Origin of the sequence: Streptomyces sp. NPDC052301 (assembly GCF_044593395.1) — a bacterium.
GTDB lineage: Bacteria > Actinomycetota > Actinomycetes > Streptomycetales > Streptomycetaceae > Streptomyces.
The window spans coordinates 166000-185531 of the sequence record NZ_JBIUBE010000011.1; the positions used below are offsets into that span (position 1 = coordinate 166000).

Annotated in this window: 15 protein-coding genes; 7 read left to right on the top strand and 8 right to left on the bottom strand. The window is 68.7% G+C overall.

Features of this window, described 5'->3' with window-relative positions; all coding sequences use genetic code 11:
• Positions 1-7 precede the first annotated feature (7 nt).
• The gene (gene murJ / locus ACIHEJ_RS28645; RefSeq protein ID WP_400139777.1) at positions 8-2353 is read right to left on the bottom strand and encodes a murein biosynthesis integral membrane protein MurJ; all 2346 of its coding nucleotides are present in this window, start codon (positions 2351-2353) and stop codon (positions 8-10) included.
• A gap of 45 nt (positions 2354-2398) precedes the next feature.
• Positions 2399-4780: a DUF6049 family protein gene (locus tag ACIHEJ_RS28650; RefSeq protein WP_400139779.1), complete on the bottom strand. Its 2382-nt coding sequence runs from the start codon at positions 4778-4780 to the stop codon at positions 2399-2401.
• Positions 4781-5069: 289 nt separating this feature from the next.
• Between ACIHEJ_RS28650 and ACIHEJ_RS28655 the strand changes: the two genes are divergently transcribed.
• Positions 5070-6512, top strand: coding sequence for a CCA tRNA nucleotidyltransferase (locus tag ACIHEJ_RS28655; RefSeq protein ID WP_400139781.1), 1443 nt, complete (start codon positions 5070-5072; stop codon positions 6510-6512).
• 90 nt (positions 6513-6602) lie between these two features.
• Here the strand turns inward: ACIHEJ_RS28655 and ACIHEJ_RS28660 are convergent, their stop codons facing one another.
• From ACIHEJ_RS28660 to ACIHEJ_RS28670, 3 genes are all read right to left on the bottom strand, one after another.
• Positions 6603-7865: an MFS transporter gene (locus ACIHEJ_RS28660; RefSeq protein WP_400139783.1), complete on the bottom strand. Its 1263-nt coding sequence runs from the start codon at positions 7863-7865 to the stop codon at positions 6603-6605.
• Positions 7866-7984: 119 nt separating this feature from the next.
• The gene (locus ACIHEJ_RS28665; RefSeq protein WP_400139785.1) at positions 7985-9067 is read right to left on the bottom strand and encodes an inositol-3-phosphate synthase; all 1083 of its coding nucleotides are present in this window, start codon (positions 9065-9067) and stop codon (positions 7985-7987) included.
• A gap of 43 nt (positions 9068-9110) precedes the next feature.
• Positions 9111-9794 carry a helix-turn-helix transcriptional regulator gene (locus ACIHEJ_RS28670; protein ID WP_400139786.1) on the bottom strand — a complete coding sequence of 228 codons (684 nt, stop codon included), beginning with the start codon at positions 9792-9794 and terminating at the stop codon, positions 9111-9113.
• A gap of 397 nt (positions 9795-10191) precedes the next feature.
• Between ACIHEJ_RS28670 and ACIHEJ_RS28675 the strand changes: the two genes are divergently transcribed.
• Positions 10192-12903, top strand: a complete 2712-nt coding sequence (locus ACIHEJ_RS28675; RefSeq protein WP_400139788.1) for a transglycosylase domain-containing protein — start codon at positions 10192-10194, stop codon at positions 12901-12903.
• Between the two features lie 128 nt (positions 12904-13031).
• Positions 13032-14597: a glycosyltransferase family 87 protein gene (locus ACIHEJ_RS28680; protein ID WP_400139790.1), complete on the top strand. Its 1566-nt coding sequence runs from the start codon at positions 13032-13034 to the stop codon at positions 14595-14597.
• A 98-nt stretch (positions 14598-14695) separates the two neighbouring features.
• Here ACIHEJ_RS28680 and ACIHEJ_RS28685 read toward each other — a convergent pair whose 3' ends face one another.
• The 3 genes from ACIHEJ_RS28685 to ACIHEJ_RS28695 all read right to left on the bottom strand — a co-directional run bounded on the left by ACIHEJ_RS28685 (position 14696) and on the right by ACIHEJ_RS28695 (position 17423).
• Entirely contained in the window at positions 14696-15727 is a 1032-nt protein-coding gene (locus ACIHEJ_RS28685) for an alanine racemase (RefSeq protein ID WP_400139792.1), read from the bottom strand.
• Positions 15728-15810: 83 nt separating this feature from the next.
• Positions 15811-16929, bottom strand: coding sequence for a lipid II:glycine glycyltransferase FemX (locus ACIHEJ_RS28690; protein WP_400139794.1), 1119 nt, complete (start codon positions 16927-16929; stop codon positions 15811-15813).
• 176 nt (positions 16930-17105) lie between these two features.
• Positions 17106-17423 carry a hypothetical protein gene (locus ACIHEJ_RS28695; protein WP_400139796.1) on the bottom strand — a complete coding sequence of 106 codons (318 nt, stop codon included), beginning with the start codon at positions 17421-17423 and terminating at the stop codon, positions 17106-17108.
• A gap of 274 nt (positions 17424-17697) precedes the next feature.
• Between ACIHEJ_RS28695 and rpsF the strand changes: the two genes are divergently transcribed.
• The 4 genes from rpsF (at position 17698) to rplI (ending at position 19403) form a co-directional block, all read left to right on the top strand.
• A complete protein-coding gene (gene rpsF, locus ACIHEJ_RS28700) occupies positions 17698-17988 on the top strand; it encodes a 30S ribosomal protein S6 (RefSeq protein ID WP_014673750.1) in 291 nt (96 codons plus the stop codon).
• A 77-nt stretch (positions 17989-18065) separates the two neighbouring features.
• On the top strand, positions 18066-18644 hold the full coding sequence (locus ACIHEJ_RS28705; RefSeq protein ID WP_400139798.1) for a single-stranded DNA-binding protein: 579 nt from the start codon (positions 18066-18068) through the stop codon (positions 18642-18644).
• A gap of 57 nt (positions 18645-18701) precedes the next feature.
• Positions 18702-18938 carry a 30S ribosomal protein S18 gene (gene rpsR, locus ACIHEJ_RS28710; protein ID WP_003949403.1) on the top strand — a complete coding sequence of 79 codons (237 nt, stop codon included), beginning with the start codon at positions 18702-18704 and terminating at the stop codon, positions 18936-18938.
• An 18-nt stretch (positions 18939-18956) separates the two neighbouring features.
• Complete coding sequence (gene rplI / locus ACIHEJ_RS28715) at positions 18957-19403, top strand: 50S ribosomal protein L9 (protein WP_225824217.1); 447 nt, start codon at positions 18957-18959, stop codon at positions 19401-19403.
• Positions 19404-19532: the final 129 nt, after the last annotated feature.

Sequence of the window (19532 nt, forward strand, 5' to 3'; positions counted from 1 at the left end):
CCCCGCCTCAGCGACCCAGACGCCCGCGGACCATCCCCACGAGCGAGTTGAGTTCCTCGATGCGCATCCGGCGGGCGGCGACGAAGAAGATACCGAGCAGGACGGCACCGCCGGCGATCAGTGCGGCGAAGGAGCCGACGACACCCTGTCCGAGCGTGTGCCCGATGCCGTAGCAGGCCGCGCCGCTGAGCAGGGCCGCCGGCACCGAGGCGATGCACAGACGCGCGTACGTACGCAGCACCCTGGCCCCGTCCAGGTCGCCGTTGAGCCGCTTGCGCAGCCGCCGCCAGGCGACCCCCACGCCGATCGCGTAGGCGAGGCCGTAGGCGGCGGCCATACCGGCGACGGCCCAGCGGGCCGGCAGCAGGAAGTAGCAGAGCGCCGAGGCGCCCGCGTTGACGCCGGCGACGATGACGGTGTTGTAGAAGGGCGTGCGGGTGTCTTCGTAGGCGTAGAAGGCGCGCAGGACGACGTACTGCACCGAGTACGGGATCAGGCCGAGGCCGAAGGCCATCAGCATGTAGCCCATGTTGGTCGCTTCGCCGGTGCCCGAGGAGCCGAAGATCAGCGTGCACATCGGGATGCCGAGCGCGAGGAAGCCGAAGGCGATCGGAACGATGGCCACGGCGGTGGTCCGCAGGCCCTGGGAGATGTCGTCGCGAACCGCGCCTCCGTCGCCCTCGGCGGCCGAGCGTGAGATGCGCGGCAGCAGGGCGGCCATCAGGGAGACCGTGATGATGGCCTGCGGCAGGCCCCAGATCAGCTGGGCGTTGGCGTAGGCCGCGAAGCCGGTGCCGGCGACGCCGGCGTCCTTGCCCGCCGCCGTGGACAGCTGGGTGACGATCATGGCGCCGGCCTGGTTGGCGAGGACGAACATGACCGTCCACTTGGCGAGCATCGCGGCCTTGCCCAGGCCGTGGCCCCTCCAGTCGAACCGGAGCCGGATCCGGAAGCCCGTCTCGCGCAGGTACGGGATCATCGCCAGCGCCTGGACGACCAGACCGAGCAGCACGCCGACGCCGAGCAGGCGCTGGCCCTCCGGCGGGATGTTCGTGACCGCCATGTGGGAGTTGGCGGAGGTGCCGTAGACCCAGATGAACATGCCGAGCGTCACGATGATGACGATGTTGTTCAGGACCGGGGTCCACATCATCGCGCCGAACTTCCCGCGGGCGTTGAGGATCTGACCCATCACCACATGGACGCCCATGAAGAAGATCGAGGGCAGGAAGTAGCGGGTGAAGGTGACCGCGACGTCGTTGGCCGCCGGGTTGGTCGCCACCGGGTTGGACAGCATCCGCACCAGCAGCGGCGCCGCGAACATGGCGAGACCGGTCAGTGCGGCCAGGGCCACCATCACCAGAGTGAGCAGCCGGTTGGCGAAGGCCTCGCCGCCGTCGTCGTCCTCCTTCATCGCCCGCACCAGCTGGGGCACGAAGACGGAGTTGAGGCCGCCACCGACGGTGAGGATGTAGATCATGGTCGGCAGCTGGTAGGCGACCTGGAAGGAGTCGCCGAGGAAGCCCAGCCCGAGCGCCGAGACGATCAGTGCGGAGCGGACGAAACCGGTGAGGCGGGAGACCATGGTGCCCGCCGCCATCACGGCACTGGACTTCAGCAGGCCCGCGGCCTTGCCGCCCTTTTTCGCCGGTGCCGCGGAGGCCGCGGTCTCCGCCGTGCCGGACGGGCCGGCGGGATCGGGCGCCGCCGCCGGTGCGGGCACCGGGGGCGGCGCGGGGTTCCCGGAGGCCGCCGGGTAGGAGGCCGCGGCGTACGAGGCGGCCTGCTGCGGTCCCTGCCCCTGCACCGAGGGGTACTGGCCCGCGGGGCCGTAGCCGATGCCCGGGGCAGCGGTCGGCGCGCCCGGGGGGTCCATCGGCGTGTGCCCGCCGCTCTGCTGCTGGTCCTTGAAGAGGTGCGCGAAGGCGTCCGGCTCGTGGTACTCCTCGCCGGAGTGCGTGACCAGGTCGTCCACACCCACGAACTGCGTCGTACGGGGGTCGTCGCCGTACGGCATGTACGGGGCGGCGCCGTCCGGCTCGGGGGCCGGGGTCCGCGCCCACACGCGCGGGTCGGGGGCGTACGGCGACTGGGCGGGCGGGGCGTACAGCGGCTGCTGCTGCTCGTAGCTGCCCGGAGGCGGCGGCGGGTGCGCGGCACGGTCGTAGAGCGCCTCGGCGACCGGATCCTGAGCGGTCAGGTCCTGAGCCCGGTAGGGGTCCTGGTCGTAGGCGTCCTGGAGGTACATGTCCGCAGCGTGCTGCGGCGGCACCTGGCCGGGCTCGGACGGCGGCTCGGGGTAGCCCGAGTCGGCCGCGCCATGGCCGCGGTCACCGTCGTACGGCGCGTTCATGCTTACCCCACCTCATCGTCCCGGGCCCACCGGCCACGACATCGCTCAACGGTCCACTCTCTCACCCGTCCCGGACGGGTCGGCGTTTTCCGGTGCGGTGTCCGGTGCAGGGTCACTCGGCTGCTCCGGGTCGCCTGCCCCGGAGGCGGGACCGGATTCCTCCGGCTCCTCCGGGAGACGGTCCGCGGGCGCTTCGGGGTTCCCCGGCTCGTCGGTGTCCTCCCCCGCAGTGCCGGGGCCGTCCTCCTCGGCCTGACGCGAGGTCGCGCGCTTGCGCTGGGTGTACATCCGGAAGCCTGCGAGGACAAGGAGGAGCACACCGCCGCCGATGACCAGCATCACCGTGGGAGTGACCTCCGTGACCTTCACATCGAAGCTGACGGGGTCGCCGTACTCCTGACCGTCCTCGGTGTACAGCTGGGCGATCAGCCCGACCCGGCCGTTGGCGTTGGCCGAGGTGGTGAACTTCACGGACTGGCTGTGCCCGCCCGAGACCTCGACGCGCTGCTCGGAGTAGGCCTTGCCGCCGATCTTCAGACGGGTCGGCATGGTCGAGGTGAGGCGCAGGACCAGGTGGCCGACGGGCTGGACGAGGTTGTTCTGGACGGTCACCGGGATGGTGACGCTGCGGCCGGAGAGCTTGGTCTCCGACTTGTCGATCAGCTTGACCTCGTGAGTCAGCTCGTCGAGCCACGCCTCGACGCCGCCCCGGTAGCCGCCCGCCGCGCCACTCCGGCCGCGCCACGACGTGGACATCTCACGGTTTATGGCCCGCCCGAACGGCGTGACGACCCGGGACTGGTCGGTGAGGATCACCTGGAAGTTGTCGAGCTTCTCCTGGGTGCGGGCGACCTGCCCGAACGCCGAGCCCGGCAGCTCCTGCCTGCGCAACGAGGAGGGGTAGGCGGACGTCGACGGGATGCGCGTGGTGGCGTTCGGGTCGGGCTTGTCCTTGGCCGCCGCGGCGAGGTCCTGGGACTGGTTCCAGGTGCCGCCCTGGAGCGCCTTCACCGCTGCCGCCATCGCCTGTGCCTGGCTTGCCGTGGGCATGCGCTGCGGGGCGACGACGATGCTGCGCTGGTTGTCCGTCTGCGCGTTCACCTCGAGGCTCTGGGCCAGGAACTGCTGCACGGCGCGCGTGGCGGAGTCCGCCTTGCTCAGATTGCCCTCGAAGGCCCTGGACAGCCGCGCGTCGGCGACCACCGCCGTGGTGCCGCCGCCGACCGGGCGGGCGGCGGAGGGCGTGTACGGCAGCCCGGCGGTCTCCTGGAGGCTGTCGCTGCGGGCGATCACCCGATCGGCACCGGCGGAGGTCGCGACCTTCATGATCGATCGGTCCACGGCGCCGTCCACGGGCCAGGCGAAGTCCGTGCTCGGCGTGACGTGGAGCACGGTCTTGACGGTCGTGGCGGCGACGTCGGTGGCGTCCTTGAGGTGGCTGAGCGAGCCGGCGACGCTGGTGCCGTTGTGAGCGAGCGAGGCCAGGTCGGGGTCGGCGAAGGGCAGGGCGACGACCTCCTTGCCCGCCACCGCCTTCTGCAGGTTCGCCAGCCATTGCTTGGCGATCGCCTGGTGATCCCGGGGGCCCGGCGTGGTGGTGCCCTTGTCACCCGGGAGCCGGTAGTTGCCGGTCGCCATGGCGTCCACGGAGGCCAGCAGGTCCGGGTCGATCACCCAGGTGACGTCGAGGTCCTTGCCGAGGGTCACCATCTGGGCCAGCCGGCCGCCCGGCGCGAGCTCCTTGGCCAGGTCGTCGTTGAGGAACACCGGCGTCTGCAGTTCACCGGCGCCGGTCTTGGCGGTCATGTGGACCGTGGAGAGCAGCGGCCACAGGAACGTCGTCTTCGTCTTGGTGTCGGCATCGGACGGCTGCCACGGCAGGAACGTCTTCTGGATGCCGAGCATCCGGTCCCAGGGCTGGGCGGCGGTCTGGCCGGAGGCGGAGACCCCGAACTCGTAGACGCCGTCCTCGCCCAGGTTCAGCTTGTCCACCGGGACGGAGATGCTGAAGTGCTGCGCCACGCCGGGGGACAGCTTGGGGAACTTCTGCGCGTACTTGTCGCCGACCTCGGAGCCCGTACCGCCCTGTGGGTCGTCGGAGCGCTGCGCGATGGCATCGATGGCCGAGCGGGTGTTCAGCATCGGCCCGATCCGCAGATCCACATGGGCGCCGGTGACGGCCTGCTTGCCGTTGTTGGTCACCGTGCCCGACACGGTGAGCGTGTCGCCGTCCGTCGGGGCACTGGGGGTGAGCGAGTCCAGGGCCACGGCCACCGTGTCCGTGGAGGCGGCCTGAGCGGGGCTCGCGGCGGGCAGCTGCAGCAGACCCGCCAGCAGGGGCACCCCGGCGAACACCGCTCCGGTGCGCCGCAGCCACCGGCGGGCAGGTGAGGCACTGGTCCCCTGGAAGTCAGCCGCCTCGGCCACGCGCTCGCCCGTCCCTCGTCGTATCAGTGGTCGTCGGAATGTGCGTCCACGCATGGTAACGATGCGCGCGGAGTGGAAGTGCCGCGGTCTCCGTCACAAGATCGACCTCAGACCGCGGCCCGTCCTCTATATCCAGTATCGAGTGGAGAGCGGCCGTACGCCGCAAGAGCAGCGGTTGCGCGGGTATGCCGGGAGCCGTCCCATGCCCCGGCGAAGGCGGCGTCCCCGGCTCGTCCAGGGCCTGAATCGGCGCGCCCCTCGGTCGCCGGGGCACGTACCCTCTTCTGTTGTGCCGAACCCGAACGAAGACACTCCCTCTGCCCTGAGCCAGGCGCAGCAGCGCGCGGTCACCGAGCTGCTGCGGGTGGCCCCCGTCGCCGACGACCTTGCCCGCCGATTCCAGGAGGCCGGGTTCTCACTCGCCCTGGTCGGCGGATCGGTCCGCGACGCGCTGCTCGGCCGGCTCGGGAACGACCTGGACTTCACCACCGACGCCCGCCCCGAGGACGTACTGAAGATCGTCCGGCCCTGGGCGGATGCCGTGTGGGAGGTGGGGATCGCCTTCGGTACCGTCGGCGCGCACAAGGGCGGCTACCAGATCGAGATCACCACCTACCGGTCGGAGGCGTACGACCGCACCTCGCGCAAGCCGGAGGTGTCGTACGGCCACTCCATCGAGGAGGATCTGGTCCGCCGCGATTTCACGGTCAACGCGATGGCCGTGGCCCTGCCGCAGAAGGAGTTCATCGACCCGCACGGTGGCCTGGAGGACCTCGCGGCACGCGTGCTGCGTACGCCGGGCACGCCCGAGGAGTCGTTCTCGGACGACCCGCTGCGGATGATGCGGGCTGCCCGGTTCGCCGCACAGCTGGACTTCGTGGTGGCCCCCGAGGTCGTCACCGCCATGACGGAGATGTCCGGGCGGATCGAGATCGTCTCCGCCGAGCGGGTCCGGGACGAACTGAACAAGCTGGTGCTGTCCACGCACCCGCGCAAGGGCCTGACCCTCCTCGCCGAGACCGGCCTCGCCGACCACGTACTGCCCGAGCTGCCGGCGCTGCGGCTGGAGAGTGATGAACACCACCGGCACAAGGACGTCTACGAGCACACGCTGATCGTCCTCGAGCAGGCGATCGCGCTGGAGCAGAACGGTCCCGACCTCACGCTCCGCCTGGCTGCGCTGCTGCACGACATCGGCAAGCCGCGCACGCGCCGCTTCGAGAAGGACGGCCGGGTCTCGTTCCACCACCACGAGGTCGTCGGCGCCAAGATGACGAAGAAGCGCATGACCGCCTTGAAATACTCCAACGAGCTGGTGAAGGACGTCGCGCGGCTGGTCGAACTTCACCTGCGGTTCCACGGCTACGGCACCGGTGAGTGGACCGACTCGGCGGTCCGTCGTTACGTCCGTGACGCCGGTCCCCTGCTGGACCGTCTGCACAAGCTGACCCGCTCCGACTGCACCACCCGCAACAAGCGGAAGGCGGCCGCGCTGTCCCGGGCTTACGACGGCCTGGAAGATCGCATCGCGCAGCTGCAGGAGCAGGAGGAGCTGGACGCTATCCGACCGGACCTCGACGGCAACCAGATCATGGAGATCCTGGGCGTCGGCCCTGGCCCGGTCATCGGCAAGGCGTACAAGCACATGCTGGAGCTGCGCCTGGAGCACGGGCCGATGGAGCACGACGCGGCGGTGGCCGCTCTCAAGGAGTGGTGGGCCGCGCAGGGCTGAGCCGGGCGGCAGGGTCATGTTTCACGTGAAACATGACCCGCCAGTCAGTCGGGGCGATGTTTCACGTGAAACATCGCCCCCTTCATGTCCTCACTGCCGCTCGATGCGAGCCATGGCCCCGGCGACTGTGCCGTAGATCAAGGCGACGAGAACCACGAGCACAGCAGAGCGGCCGTCCGGTGGAAGCATCAGCGCGGCCACCGCGGCGGCGCCGACGAAGGCGACATTGAAGAGGACGTCGTACAGGGAGAAGATCCGGCCGCGAAAGCCGTCGTCGACCGACGCCTGGACAACCGTGTCGGTGGAGATCTTGGCGCCCTGGGTGATCAGACCCAGCAGGAACGCGGCGGTCAGCAGCGGGACCGTGGCGAACGGCAGACCGAGTGCGGGTTCCAGCAGGGCGGCGGCACCGGCGCACACCGCGATCCAGCGGCCGGGGCCGAGCCGTCCGGCCGCCCAGGGTGTCACCACGGCCGCCGCGAAAAAGCCCGCCCCCGACACGGCCAGCGCCAGACCCAGTAGCCGCAGCCCGTCGTCCGGGCTGGTCGACAGTGCGTACCGGCACAGCATGAGCAGCATGACGAGAAGCGCCCCGTAGCAGAAGCGCATCAGCGTCATGGAGACCAGGGCCCAGGCCGCTTCCCTGCGTGAGGGAGCGGCGAGATGCCGGACGGCGGCGAGGAGATCACGGGCGGTGGTGGAGAGTGCGGTCCGCAGCTGCGGCTGGGCCGGACGCAGGTCGGGGCCGAGGAGCGCGGGAGCCAGGCTCAGGGATGTGAGGCCCGCACACAGGTACAGGAAGGCGCCGAGCAGCACCACCGCGGCATCGGAACCCGAGGCCACGAGCCGGACGGCGAAGGCCAGGCCGCCGCCGGCGGTCGCTGCGAGAGTCCCCGCCGTCGGGGAGAGCGAGTTCGCCAGCACCAGGCGCTCGGTGTCGACGACCCGGGGCAGGGCCGCGGAGAGTCCGGCGAGGATGAAGCGGTTGACGGCCGTGACGCACAGCGCGGAGACGTAGAACAGCCAGTCCGGAACGTGGCTGACCATGAGTACGGCGGTGGCGGCGGCCAACAGGGCGCGCAGCAGATTGCCGTACACGAAGACCTGCCGACGCCGCCAGCGGTCCAGCAGCACGCCCGCGAAGGGGCCCGCCAGCGAGTAGGGCAGCAGCAGGACCGCCATCGCCGAGGCGATCGCGGCGGCCGAGGTCTGCTTCTCGGGGGAGAAGACGACGTACGCGGCGAGCGCGACCTGGTAGACGCCGTCGGCGCCCTGGGACAGGAGTCGGATGTACAGCAGGCGTCGGAAGTACCGCAGACGTAGCAGGACGCGCAGGTCACGGACGACGGGCATGGGGCACAGCCTCACACATGCGGAAGGTCCCCGGGTCAGGGAACCCGGGGACCTTCACAGCCCTGGCAGGAGCGTTCTGGTGCGAGCGGTGGCCGCTCGGACCACCGGGTGAGGGCGAGTTAGCGCTCGACCTCGCCGCGGATGAACTTCTCGACGTTCTCGCGGGCCTCGTCGTCGAAGTACTGGACCGGCGGGGACTTCATGAAGTACGAGGACGCCGACAGGATCGGGCCACCGATGCCACGGTCCTTGGCGATCTTCGCGGCACGCAGGGCGTCGATGATGACACCCGCGGAGTTCGGGGAGTCCCAGACCTCGAGCTTGTACTCCAGGTTCAGCGGGACGTCACCGAAGGCACGGCCCTCGAGGCGGACGTAGGCCCACTTGCGGTCGTCCAGCCAGGCCACGTAGTCGGACGGGCCGATGTGGACGTTCTTCTCGCCGAGGTCCCGGTCGGGGATCTGGGAGGTGACGGCCTGCGTCTTGGAGATCTTCTTGGACTCCAGGCGCTCGCGCTCGAGCATGTTCTTGAAGTCCATGTTGCCGCCGACGTTCAGCTGCATCGTGCGGTCCAGGATGACACCCCGGTCCTCGAACAGCTTCGCCATCACACGGTGCGTGATGGTGGCGCCGACCTGGGACTTGATGTCGTCACCGACGATCGGCACACCGGCCTCGGTGAACTTGTCCGCCCACTCCTTGGTGCCGGCGATGAAGACCGGGAGGGCGTTGACGAAGGCGACCTTGGCGTCGATGGCGCACTGGGCGTAGAACTTCGCCGCGTCCTCGGAGCCCACGGGCAGGTAGCAGACCAGAACGTCGACCTGCTTGTCCTTCAGGACCTGGACGACGTCGACCGGCTCGGCGTCGGACTCCTCGATGGTCTGGCGGTAGTACTTGCCGAGACCGTCGAGGGTGTGGCCGCGCTGCACGGTGACACCGGTGGAGGGCACGTCGCAGATCTTGATGGTGTTGTTCTCGGAGGCGCCGATCGCGTCCGCGAGGTCGAGGCCGACCTTCTTGGCGTCCACGTCGAACGCGGCGACGAACTCGACGTCGCGCACGTGGTAGTCACCGAACTGCACGTGCATCAGGCCGGGGACCTTCGACGCCGGGTCGGCGTCCTTGTAGTACTCGACTCCCTGCACCAGCGACGCGGCGCAGTTGCCCACGCCGACGATGGCTACGCGAACCGAACCCATTCCGGTTGCTCCCTGTGTGTACGAGTGAGGCCCTGACTGGGACTCACGTGGCGGTGTCGCCGGGCGTATCCGTCCGGGGGGTTTCCCCGGGACAGGGCAGGCCGCCCGTCGCTCCATTGGTGGTGTCCTGCTGAGCGGACCCCCCGGACGCGGAACCCCTCAGGTCCCGCCCGGCCCGCTCGCTCTCGATGAGCTCGTTCAGCCAGCGCACTTCGCGCTCCACGGACTCCATCCCGTGGCGCTGGAGCTCGAGTGTGTAGTCGTCGAGGCGCTCGCGTGTGCGTGCCAGTGAGGCGCGCATCTTCTCCAGGCGCTCCTCGAGGCGGCTGCGCCGGCCTTCCAGCACGCGCATGCGCACATCGCGCGACGTCTGCCCGAAGAAGGCGAACCGTGCGGCGAAGTGCTCGTCCTCGTACGCGTCGGGGCCGGTCTGCGAGAGCAGCTCCTCGAAGTGCTCCTTACCTTCCGCCGTCAACCGATAGACGATCTTGGCGCGGCGTCCGGCGAGGGGAGCGGCGAGTGCGTCCTCATGGGTGCTTCCGGGTTCCTCGATCAACCAGCCGTTGGTGACCAGCGTCTTGAGGCAGGGATACAGCGTCCCGTAGCTGAACGCACGGAACACACCCAGAGACGTGTTGAGTCGTTTGCGCAGCTCGTACCCGTGCATCGGGGACTCACGAAGCAGGCCGAGTACGGCGAACTCGAGGATGCCGGAACGCCGGCTCATGATCGCCTCCTCTCGGCCCGCGCGGGTCGGTCCCGCGGGTCTCGCAGTGCCTCTCAGCGTCATTATCTCGCGCTGATGTATCGACTCGATACATCCAGACGATAGAACGGCCGTCCGCGAGCGACAAGGGGGACGGCGGTGAACGGGATCACATCACCGATTCATACGATGCAGGTTGCCTGTTTTGGGGTGAACTTCGGAGCTCGGGGGGTTTTGGCGGTGCGTAGTCTGTGCGGCATGCAGACCACCGGGAACCAAGTGGCGCCCGGGGAGCGTCGTTGTCCCCGGTGCAGTACGGGTGAATGCAGGACCGACCACATCCGTATTCCGGGGGGACCGGAAATCAGCCGCCGTTCCAGGCGCGCAAGGGTGCGCCTGCCCGAGGAGTAATCGTTCGATGAGCGAGCACCGTCGCAAACCGCCGCAGCCGCAGGGAGGCGGACGTGCCGCGGCCCGACGCGGCCAGCCCGGCTCGTCCTCCGGCCGCCGCGCGGCACCGCGAGGCGCCACCGGGTCTCCTGCCGACTCCTATGGGTCCAGTTCCTATGGGACGGGCTCTGCCGGCTCGGGGGGTGAAGAGCGCGCCTACGGCAGCCGAGCCGAGGCCCGTCGGGCCGCGCAGAGAGGCAGCCGCCGCAGAGCGGCCGACAACGCAGGCCCGGGTGGCCGACGCGGTGGCCCGAGCGGCCCGACCGGACCCGGACGCGGCAGGGGCCGTGCCACGGCGGCACCCGGAAAGAAGCGGATCATCGACTACCCGAGGGCCGAGAAGTACGGATGGCGGCGCTGGGTCCCCTCCTGGAAGCTCGTGTCGGGCCTGTTCATCGGCTTCATCGGAAGCCTGGTGGCGGTGGCGGGCATCGGGTACGCGATGGTGGACGTGCCCGACGTGGCGAAGACCGCGCAGGCGCAGAACAACGTCTACTACTGGTCCGACGGTTCGGTGATGGTCGCCACCGGCGGTGAGGTCAACCGCCAGATCATCAATTACGCCGACATCCCCAAGGCGATGCGCTACGCCGTCATCTCGCAGGAGAACAAGACCTTCGAGACCGACAGCGGCGTGGACCCGAAGGGCATCGCGCGCGCCGTCTTCAACATGGCCCGTGGCGGTCAGACGCAGGGTGGTTCGACGATCACCCAGCAGTACGTCAAGAACGCCATGCTGGACGACCAGTCGCAGACTGTCTCCCGCAAGTTCAAGGAGATCTTCGTCGCGATCAAGGTGGGCGCCACCGTCAAGAAGGAAAACATCATGGCCGGGTACCTCAACTCGGCCTATTTCGGTCGCGGCGCCTACGGTCTCCAGGCGGCTTCCCGCGCCTACTTCAACAAGGATGCCAAGGACCTGGACGCGGGGCAGTGCGCCTTCCTGGCGGCGATGCTGAAGGGCGCCACGTACTACGACCCGGCGGGCGCGACCTCGCTCGACCAGTCGGCCACTCCCCAGGCGAACCAGAAGCGTGCTCTGGCCCAGATGCAGGACACCCTCGACAAGATGGTCGAGTACCACCACCTCGACGCCGCGACCCGGGCCAAGTACAGGACCCTTCCCAACTGGCAGAACCCGCGGTCGAACAGCCGGCTCAGCGGCCAGATCGGTTATCTGGTCGACCTCGCCAAGTCCTACCTGGTCAACAACAGCGACAAGACCCACGTCACCGCGGACAAGCTGCAGCAGGGCGGGTACCGGATCTACACGACCTTCGACAAGAAGAAGGTCAAGGCGCTCGAGACTGCGGTCACGAACGTCCAGAAGGCGAACATCAAGCCCAAGCAGCGTCCGAAGACCGACACCCACGTCCAGTTCGGCGGCGCCTCGGTGGACCCGACGTCGGGAGCCATCAAGGCGATCTACGGCGGTGAGGACGCGACCAAGCACTTCACCGACAACGCCGACGCCACCGGTGCCCAGGTGGGCTCGACGTTCAAGCCGTTCGTCCTGGCGGCGGCCATGAAGTGGGGCGTGCGGAACCCCGACCTGGGGCCGGAGCAGGCTCAGGACGAGCGCACGCAGGTATCCCCCAGGAGCTTCTACAGCGGACAGAACAAGCTCAAGATCAGGAACTACGACAGATCGGTCTGGACGGACAAGGACGGCAAGGAGTGGCTCCAGACCAACGACGGCAACGAGTCTGTCAACCCGCCGACCTACAAGATCGACCTGCGTGAGGCCATGCAGTACTCGGTCAACTCCGCCTACGTCCAGCTCGGCATGGACGTCGGCCTGGACAAGGTCAAGGAGACCGCGCTGGACGCGGGCATCCTGAAGGGCAGCCTCGCCAGCGCCAACTACCCGTCGTTCTCGATCGGAACCTCCGACCCGAGCGCGATCCGCATGGCCGGTGCCTATGCCACCTTCGCCGCCAGCGGGAAGCAGAACGACCCGTACTCGGTGACCAAGGTCGAGAGCAAGGACGGGGAGATCTACAAGCACGAGGCGCAGCCCAAGAAGGTCTTCGAGCCGAAGGTGGCGGACAACGTCACCGACGTCCTGAGGACAGTGGTCGAGAAGGGTACGGGTACCAACGCTCAGCTGCCCGGCCGTGAGGTGGCCGGTAAGACCGGTACCACGGACGGAAACAAGTCCGCCTGGTTCGTCGGCTACACGCCCCAGCTGTCCACCGCGATCAGCATGTTTCGCCTGGACGACAACGCGAACAACAAGGCGAGGACGTTCCTGGAGATGTACGGAACGGGTGGCCAGGAGAAGATCCACGGTGCCTCGTTCCCGGCCGAGATCTGGCACGACTACATGGCCGAGGCGCTGCAGGGCGCGCCGGTGATGAGCTTCCCGACACCGGAGCCCATCGGCGAGGTGATCAACGCCGACCCGACCCCGAAGCCGACTCCCTCGGTCACCCAGAGCCAGACGCAGAGCCCGTCCCCGACCCCGTCCCCCAGCCGGACGACCCCGTCGCCCACACCGACTCCGAGCCAGACATGTAACAACTGGGGCTGGAAGTGCGACACCACCGGTGGCACGGACACGGGTGGCACCGATGGAGGCACCACGCCGACACCCACTGTCACGGATACGACCGGGACCGGAGGGACGACCCGGGGCAACGGCAACGGAGGAGGCATCTTCGGTGGTCAGACGGGTTAGGCGGCACGCCTGACCAGTTGGCGACATATCGCCCGCCAGGGGTGTTTCACGTGAAACATGGGCCGCCGCACCTGCGAGGTGCGGCGGCCCTCGGTGTTTTCCTAGACATGTACGGCAGGATGTGGCCCATGCCCAGTGCAGAGATGACGCCCGCGAGCAGGCACGAGCCCGAGCCCGTGCGGCCCGTCGCGGCAGAACCGGTGCGGCCGACCCGCGAGGACGAGGTCGCCGCGGCCGGCAGCGAGCTGATCGGTGGCCCCCTGGGGCGGCGCGCCCTGGTAGGGATGTCCTGGTGGACCCCCGTGCGCGTGGTCGCGCTCGTGGCGATCGGCATGTTCGCCCTCGGTCTGGTCCAGAAGGCGCCCTGCTACCACAGTGCCTGGTTCTTCGGCGCGAGCAGCCAGTACACGAAGGCCTGCTATTCGGACATCCCGCACCTCTACCAGGGCCGCGGGTTCGCAGACCATCTCGTGCCCTACTTCGACAAGCTGCCGAACGACCTCTCCGGTGGCATGGGCTACCTCGAATACCCGGTCCTGACCGGCGTGTTCATGGAGGTGGCATCCTGGCTGACCCCGCACAGCGGCACCATGCAGCACCAGGAGCAGTGGTACTGGTTCGTCAACGCCGCAATGCTGATGGTGTGCGCGGCCGTCATCGCCGTCTGCGTGGCCCGGACCCAGCGTCGGCGGCCCTGGGACGGCCTGCTGGTGGCCCTGGCACCTGCCTTCGCGCTCACCGCGACCATCAACTGGGATCTGTTCGCGGTAGCCCTCACCGCCGCCGCGATGCTGATGTGGTCGCGTGGCAGGGCCCTTGCCTTCGGCGTCCTGCTGGGGCTGGCCACGGCCGCCAAGCTCTATCCCGTCTTCCTGCTCGGGCCGCTGCTCCTGCTGTGCTGGCGGGCCGGCAAATGGCGGGAGTTCTTCCAGGCAGTGGCCGGCGCGGTGGGTGCGTGGCTCGTGGTGAACCTGCCGGTGATGATCATGCACGACGCGACCGGGTTCCACATCCGCGAGGGCTGGGCGAAGTTCTACACCTTCAGCCAGGAGCGCGGCGTCGACTTCGGCTCCTTCTGGCTGATCTGGGCGCAGAACTCCAGCAACCCGCCCACCACCGGCTTCGTGAACGCCGCCGCCTCGGTGCTGGTGGTACTGAGCTTCGTCGCCATCGCCGCGCTCACGTTCACCGCACCGCGCCGGCCCCGCTTCGCCCAGCTGGCCTTCCTCGTGGTCGCGGCCTTCATCCTCACCAACAAGGTCTACTCCCCGCAGTACGTCCTGTGGCTGGTGCCGCTGGCGGTGCTCGCCCGGCCCAAGTGGCGGGACTTCCTGATCTGGCAGGCGTGCGAGGTGGCGTACTTCCTGGGGATCTGGATGTACCTCGCCTACACGACCAGCGGAGACGCCCACAAGGGTCTGCCGACGCACGGTTACCAGTGGGCGGTGGTGCTGCATCTCCTGGGCACGCTCTACCTGTGCGCCGTCGTGGTACGGGACATCCTCATGCCGGAGCGGGACGTGGTGCGGCGGTCCGGTGACGACGACCCCTCGGGCGGGGTGTTGGACGGAGCGGAGGACGTGTTCGTGCTGGGTGCGGCGGCCCATCCGCCGCGGCACGCCGCCCACTTCGAAGGCGCTCAGGTGGACTGGGGCCGGCCCGAGCTGATGCCCCACGAGGAGCGTTCGCTCTGAGCGAACGCCCCGGGTCGGGGCATGAGGAAGGCCGTACACGCGCGATGCGTGCACGGCCTTTCCGCTGTTCCGAGGACCTGTCCCGGTAGGAACCCGGTCTACCGGTCCATGATCCGGTCGAACTGGGTGGTGGTGTGCCGCAGATGGGCCACCAGCTCGTCACCGACCTTCGGCTCCGGTGCGTCCGAGGGGACGAACAGGATCGACACCTGCATGTGCGGGGGCTCGGCGAACCAGCGCTGCTTGCCGCCCCAGACGAACGGAGAAAGGTTCCGGTTGACCGTGGCGAGGCCGGCCCGTGCGACGCCCTTGGCACGTGGCATGACGCCGTGCAGGGCCTTCGGGGCCTCCAGGCCCACTCCGTGCGACGTGCCGCCCGCGACGACGACCAGGTATCCGTCGGAGGCCGCCTTCTGCTGCCGGTAGCCGAACCGGTCGCCCTTGGACACCCGGGTGACGTCCAGGACGGCGCCGCGGTACTCGGTGGCGTCGTGGTCCCCCAGCCACAGCCGGGTGCCGATGCGGGCACGGAACCGGGTCTGCGGGAACTGCTGCTGGAGCCGGGCGAGTTCGTCGGCCTTGAGGTGGCTGACGAACATCGTGTGCAGGGGGAGCCGGGCCGCCCGCAGCCGGTCCATCCAGCCGATGACCTCCTCGACGGCGTCCGAGCCGTCCGTGCGGTCCAGCGGCAGATGGATGGCGAAGCCCTCCAGCCGGACGTTCTCGATGGCCTGGTGCAGTTGCGGCAGGTCCTGTTCGCTGATGCCGTGCCGCTTCATCGAGGACATCACCTCGATGACGACGCGCGCACCGACGAGTCCGTACACACCGTCCACCGAGGACACCGAGCGCACCACCCGGTCGGGCAGCGGCACGGGCTCCTCGCCGCGTCGGTAGGGCGTCAGCACCAGCAGGTCACCGCTGAAGTAGTCCTTGGTGCGCGCGGCCTCGTACGTGGTGCCGACGGCCAGCAGGTCGGCTCCGAGCCGCGTGGCCTCCTCCGCCAGCCGTTCGTGCCCGAAGCCGTAGCCGTTGCCCTTGCAGACCGGGACGAGGCCCGGGAACTGCTCCTGCACGTGCTTGTGGTGCGCCCGCCAGCGCGCGGTGTCGACGTAGAGCGTGAGCGCCATGGCCGGACCCGGAACCTTTCTCGTGGCTGCGGTGTAGCAGAGGTGTGAAAGCGTCGAAGGCTATCGAATCAAACGCCAGCGGCTCAGCGACGCGACATGTAAATGTCGAGCGCCTTGTGGAGCAGCTTGTTCAGCGGGAAGTCCCACTCGCCGAGGTACTCGGCGGCCTGTCCGCCGGTGCCGACCTTGAACTGGATCAGGCCGAACAGGTGGTCGGTCTCGTCCAGCGAGTCGGAGATGCCGCGCAGGTCGTAGACGGTGGCGCCGAGCGCGTAGGCGTCGCGCAGCATCCGCCACTGCATCGCGTTCGAGGGCCGGACCTCGCGGCCGATGTTGTCGGAGGCTCCGTAGGAGTACCAGACGTGGCCGCCGACGATCAGCATCGTCGCCGCGGACAGGTTCACGCCGTTGTGCCGGGCGAAGTACAGCCGCATGCGGTTGGGGTCCTCGGTGTTGAGGGCCGTCCACATGCGCTGGAAGTACGACAGCGGGCGGGGCCGGAAGTGGTCGCGGACAGCCGTGATCTCGTACAGCCGCTGCCACTCGGCCAGGTCCTGGTAGCCGCCCTGGACGACCTCGACGCCGGCCTTCTCGGCCTTCTTGATGTTGCGGCGCCACAGCTGGTTGAAGTTCTTGTGGACCTCTTCCAGGGAGCGGTTGGCCAGCGGCACCTGGTAGACGTAGCGCGGCTGCACGTCACCGAAGCCGGCGCCGCCGTCCTCGCCCTGCTGCCAGCCCATGCGGCGCAGCTTGTCCGCCACCTCGAAGGCGCGCGGCTCGATGTAGTCGGCCTCCAGGTCACGCAGACGCTTGACGTCCTGATCCTGGATGCCCTTCTTGATGGTCTCGGCGTTCCAGCGCCGGATGATCACCGGCGGGCCCATCTTCACGGAGAAGGCGCCCTGCTGCTTCAGGTGCGCCAGCATCGGCTGGATCCAGTCGTCCAGATTCGGCGCGTACCAGTTGATGACCGGGCCCTCGGGGAGGTAGGCGAGGTAGCGCTTGATCTTGGGCAGCTGGCGGTAGAGGACCAGGCCCGCACCGACCAGCTGGCCGCTCTTGTCGAACCAGCCGAGGTTCTCCGAGCGCCACTCCGCCTTCACATCGGCCCAGGCCGGGACCTGCATGTGGCTCGCCGCCGGCAGGCTCTGGATGTAGGCCAGATGCTGCTCGCGACTGATGGTCCTCAGGGTCAGGCTCATTCGGGGCGCTCCTCGGGCTGGTGTGTCCCCATGGGTTCAGGGGCTCCGGCTCTCGCGCCGAAGCCTACTGCGCCTTGCGAGCGCCCCGACTGGGGCGTACGGGCACCCGGCCCCCGGTCAGGGGCTGCCGGGCACCTGTATGGGGCTAACAGGGATGATCTGGTGGGCCGGGTGGGTCAGCCGATGAGCCCGCCGAACAGCCCGCCGTTGGCCATGCCGAGCATGAAGCCGACACCGGAGGCGCCGAGACCCACGATCAGACCGAACCGCTCACGCGTGGTCACCGAGATCCACTGTCCGTACGCTCCGACGACGAGTCCGACGAGCCCGGCCCAGGAGGCGAGCAGGTGCAGGCCGGAGAAGAAGCCGGTGATGAAAGCCAGCACGCCCAGGACCAGTGTCACGGCCGCCAGGGTGTCCTGGAGCGGATGGGGCTTGCCGTCCGTGGCGAAGAGGGATCCGGCGGTGTTGGGTCGCAAAGCCTGCTGTGCCATGAGGCACCTCCTGCGGATCGCGGCGCACTGTAGCGCCATACACACCCGATGTGTACAGACTGACGGCCTCCACCGCCGGATTTCAACCGGAAGCAGGTGTGCGGGTAGTCTGTACCGTCTGCATCGGTGTCTGCCCGGACCTGGCCGGGCCACACTGCGGGATCCCCGCAAGGCCCGTCGATTGTCAGTGGCGACCGATACCGTTGCGTACGCATCACGACCCTCCTGCCACGGAACGACCGTGGCCGCTGAGTCCAAAGGAGGTGGGTTCCACATGCGTCACTACGAGGTGATGGTCATCCTCGACCCCGATCTCGAGGAGCGTGCTGTCTCCCCGCTGATCGAGAACTTCCTGTCCGTCGTCCGTGACGGCGGCGGCAAGGTTGAGAAGGTCGACACCTGGGGCCGTCGTCGTCTCGCCTACGAGATCAAGAAGAAGCCCGAGGGCATCTACTCGGTCATCGACCTGCAGGCCGAGCCTGCGGTCGTCAAGGAGCTCGACCGCCAGATGAACCTGAACGAGTCGGTCCTCCGGACCAAGGTCCTCCGCCCCGAGACCCACTGAGCCTCCCAGCTCAGCTGATCTCGGGATTCGAGTAGCAAGCAAGCAGCCAGACCAGCAAACCCGCCGAGAGGTTCCCCATGGCAGGCGAGACCGTCATCACGGTCATCGGCAATCTTGTCGACGACCCCGAGCTGCGCTTCACCCCGTCCGGTGCGGCGGTCGCGAAGTTCCGTGTCGCGTCCACTCCCCGCACCTTCGACCGCCAGACGAACGAGTGGAAGGACGGCGAGAGCCTCTTCCTGACCTGCTCGGTCTGGCGTCAGGCGGCGGAGAACGTCGCCGAGTCGCTCCAGCGAGGCATGCGCGTCATCGTGCAGGGCCGGCTGAAGCAGCGGTCCTACGAGGACCGTGAGGGCGTCAAGCGCACGGTCTACGAGCTGGACGTCGAGGAAGTCGGCCCCAGCCTGCGTAACGCCACGGCCAAGGTCACCAAGACCGCCGGTGGCGCTCGCGGTGGCCAGGGTGGTTACGGCGGCGGTGGCGGCCAGCAGGGCGGCGGCTGGGGCGGAGGCCCCGGTGGCGGCCAGCAGGGCGGCGGCGCTCCGGCCGATGACCCGTGGGCTTCCGGCGCTCCCGCCGGTGGCAACCAGGGTGGCGGTGGCTGGGGCGGTGGCTCCGGCGGCGGTGGCGGCTACTCGGACGAGCCCCCCTTCTAGGTCCTCGGACCAAGGGCGGGTCGTACCCAAACTTCTTGATCACACAGGAGAAACACCATGGCGAAGCCGCCTGTGCGCAAGCCGAAGAAGAAGGTCTGCGCGTTCTGCAAGGACAAGGTCACGTACGTGGACTACAAGGACACGAACATGCTGCGGAAGTTCATTTCCGACCGCGGCAAGATCCGTGCCCGCCGCGTGACCGGCAACTGCACCCAGCACCAGCGTGACGTCGCCACGGCTGTGAAGAACAGCCGTGAGATGGCGCTGCTGCCCTACACGTCCACCGCGCGCTAAGGAAAGGGTGACCGACTCATGAAGATCATCCTGACCCACGAGGTCTCTGGCCTCGGTGCCGCGGGCGACGTCGTCGACGTCAAGGACGGTTACGCTCGCAACTACCTGATCCCGCGGAAGTTCGCTATCCGCTGGACCAAGGGTGGCGAGAAGGACGTCGAGCAGATCCGTCGTGCTCGCAAGATCCACGAGATCCAGACCATCGAGCAGGCCAACCAGGTGAAGGCCCAGCTCGAGGGCGTGAAGGTCCGTCTGGCCGTCCGCTCCGGCGACGCCGGTCGTCTCTTCGGTTCCGTCACCCCGGCCGACATCGCTTCCGCGATCAAGGCTTCCGGTGGCCCCGAGGTCGACAAGCGCCGCATCGAGCTGACCGCTCCGATCAAGACCCTGGGCGCCCACGAGACGTCCGTGCGTCTGCACCCCGAGGTTGCCGCCAAGGTCAACATCGAGGTCGTCGCGGCGTGACGCTGCGCTCGGCTTGAGCAGCTGAGAGGGGCCGTCCCGGCGGGGCGGCCCCTCTTCGCATTCGGTGTCGATGTTCGCCGCGCATCGGCGGCATGTTTCACGTGAAACCGACACGGTGTGACCCCGCCG

Excerpts from the sequence above, each read along its gene's own strand:
- ACIHEJ_RS28680 (WP_400139790.1), top strand. The coding sequence starts at position 13,032 with ATGCCCAGTGCAGAGATGACGCCCGCGAGCAGGCACGAGCCCGAGCCC.
- ACIHEJ_RS28690 (WP_400139794.1), bottom strand. The coding sequence starts at position 16,929 with ATGAGCCTGACCCTGAGGACCATCAGTCGCGAGCAGCATCTGGCCTAC.
- murJ (WP_400139777.1), bottom strand. The coding sequence starts at position 2,353 with ATGAACGCGCCGTACGACGGTGACCGCGGCCATGGCGCGGCCGACTCG.
- rpsF (WP_014673750.1), top strand. The coding sequence starts at position 17,698 with ATGCGTCACTACGAGGTGATGGTCATCCTCGACCCCGATCTCGAGGAG.
- rpsR (WP_003949403.1), top strand. The coding sequence starts at position 18,702 with ATGGCGAAGCCGCCTGTGCGCAAGCCGAAGAAGAAGGTCTGCGCGTTC.
- rplI (WP_225824217.1), top strand. The coding sequence starts at position 18,957 with ATGAAGATCATCCTGACCCACGAGGTCTCTGGCCTCGGTGCCGCGGGC.
- ACIHEJ_RS28685 (WP_400139792.1), bottom strand. The coding sequence starts at position 15,727 with ATGGCGCTCACGCTCTACGTCGACACCGCGCGCTGGCGGGCGCACCAC.
- ACIHEJ_RS28695 (WP_400139796.1), bottom strand. The coding sequence starts at position 17,423 with ATGGCACAGCAGGCTTTGCGACCCAACACCGCCGGATCCCTCTTCGCC.
- ACIHEJ_RS28670 (WP_400139786.1), bottom strand. The coding sequence starts at position 9,794 with ATGAGCCGGCGTTCCGGCATCCTCGAGTTCGCCGTACTCGGCCTGCTT.
- ACIHEJ_RS28675 (WP_400139788.1), top strand. The coding sequence starts at position 10,192 with ATGAGCGAGCACCGTCGCAAACCGCCGCAGCCGCAGGGAGGCGGACGT.
- ACIHEJ_RS28705 (WP_400139798.1), top strand. The coding sequence starts at position 18,066 with ATGGCAGGCGAGACCGTCATCACGGTCATCGGCAATCTTGTCGACGAC.
- ACIHEJ_RS28660 (WP_400139783.1), bottom strand. The coding sequence starts at position 7,865 with ATGCCCGTCGTCCGTGACCTGCGCGTCCTGCTACGTCTGCGGTACTTC.
- ACIHEJ_RS28665 (WP_400139785.1), bottom strand. The coding sequence starts at position 9,067 with ATGGGTTCGGTTCGCGTAGCCATCGTCGGCGTGGGCAACTGCGCCGCG.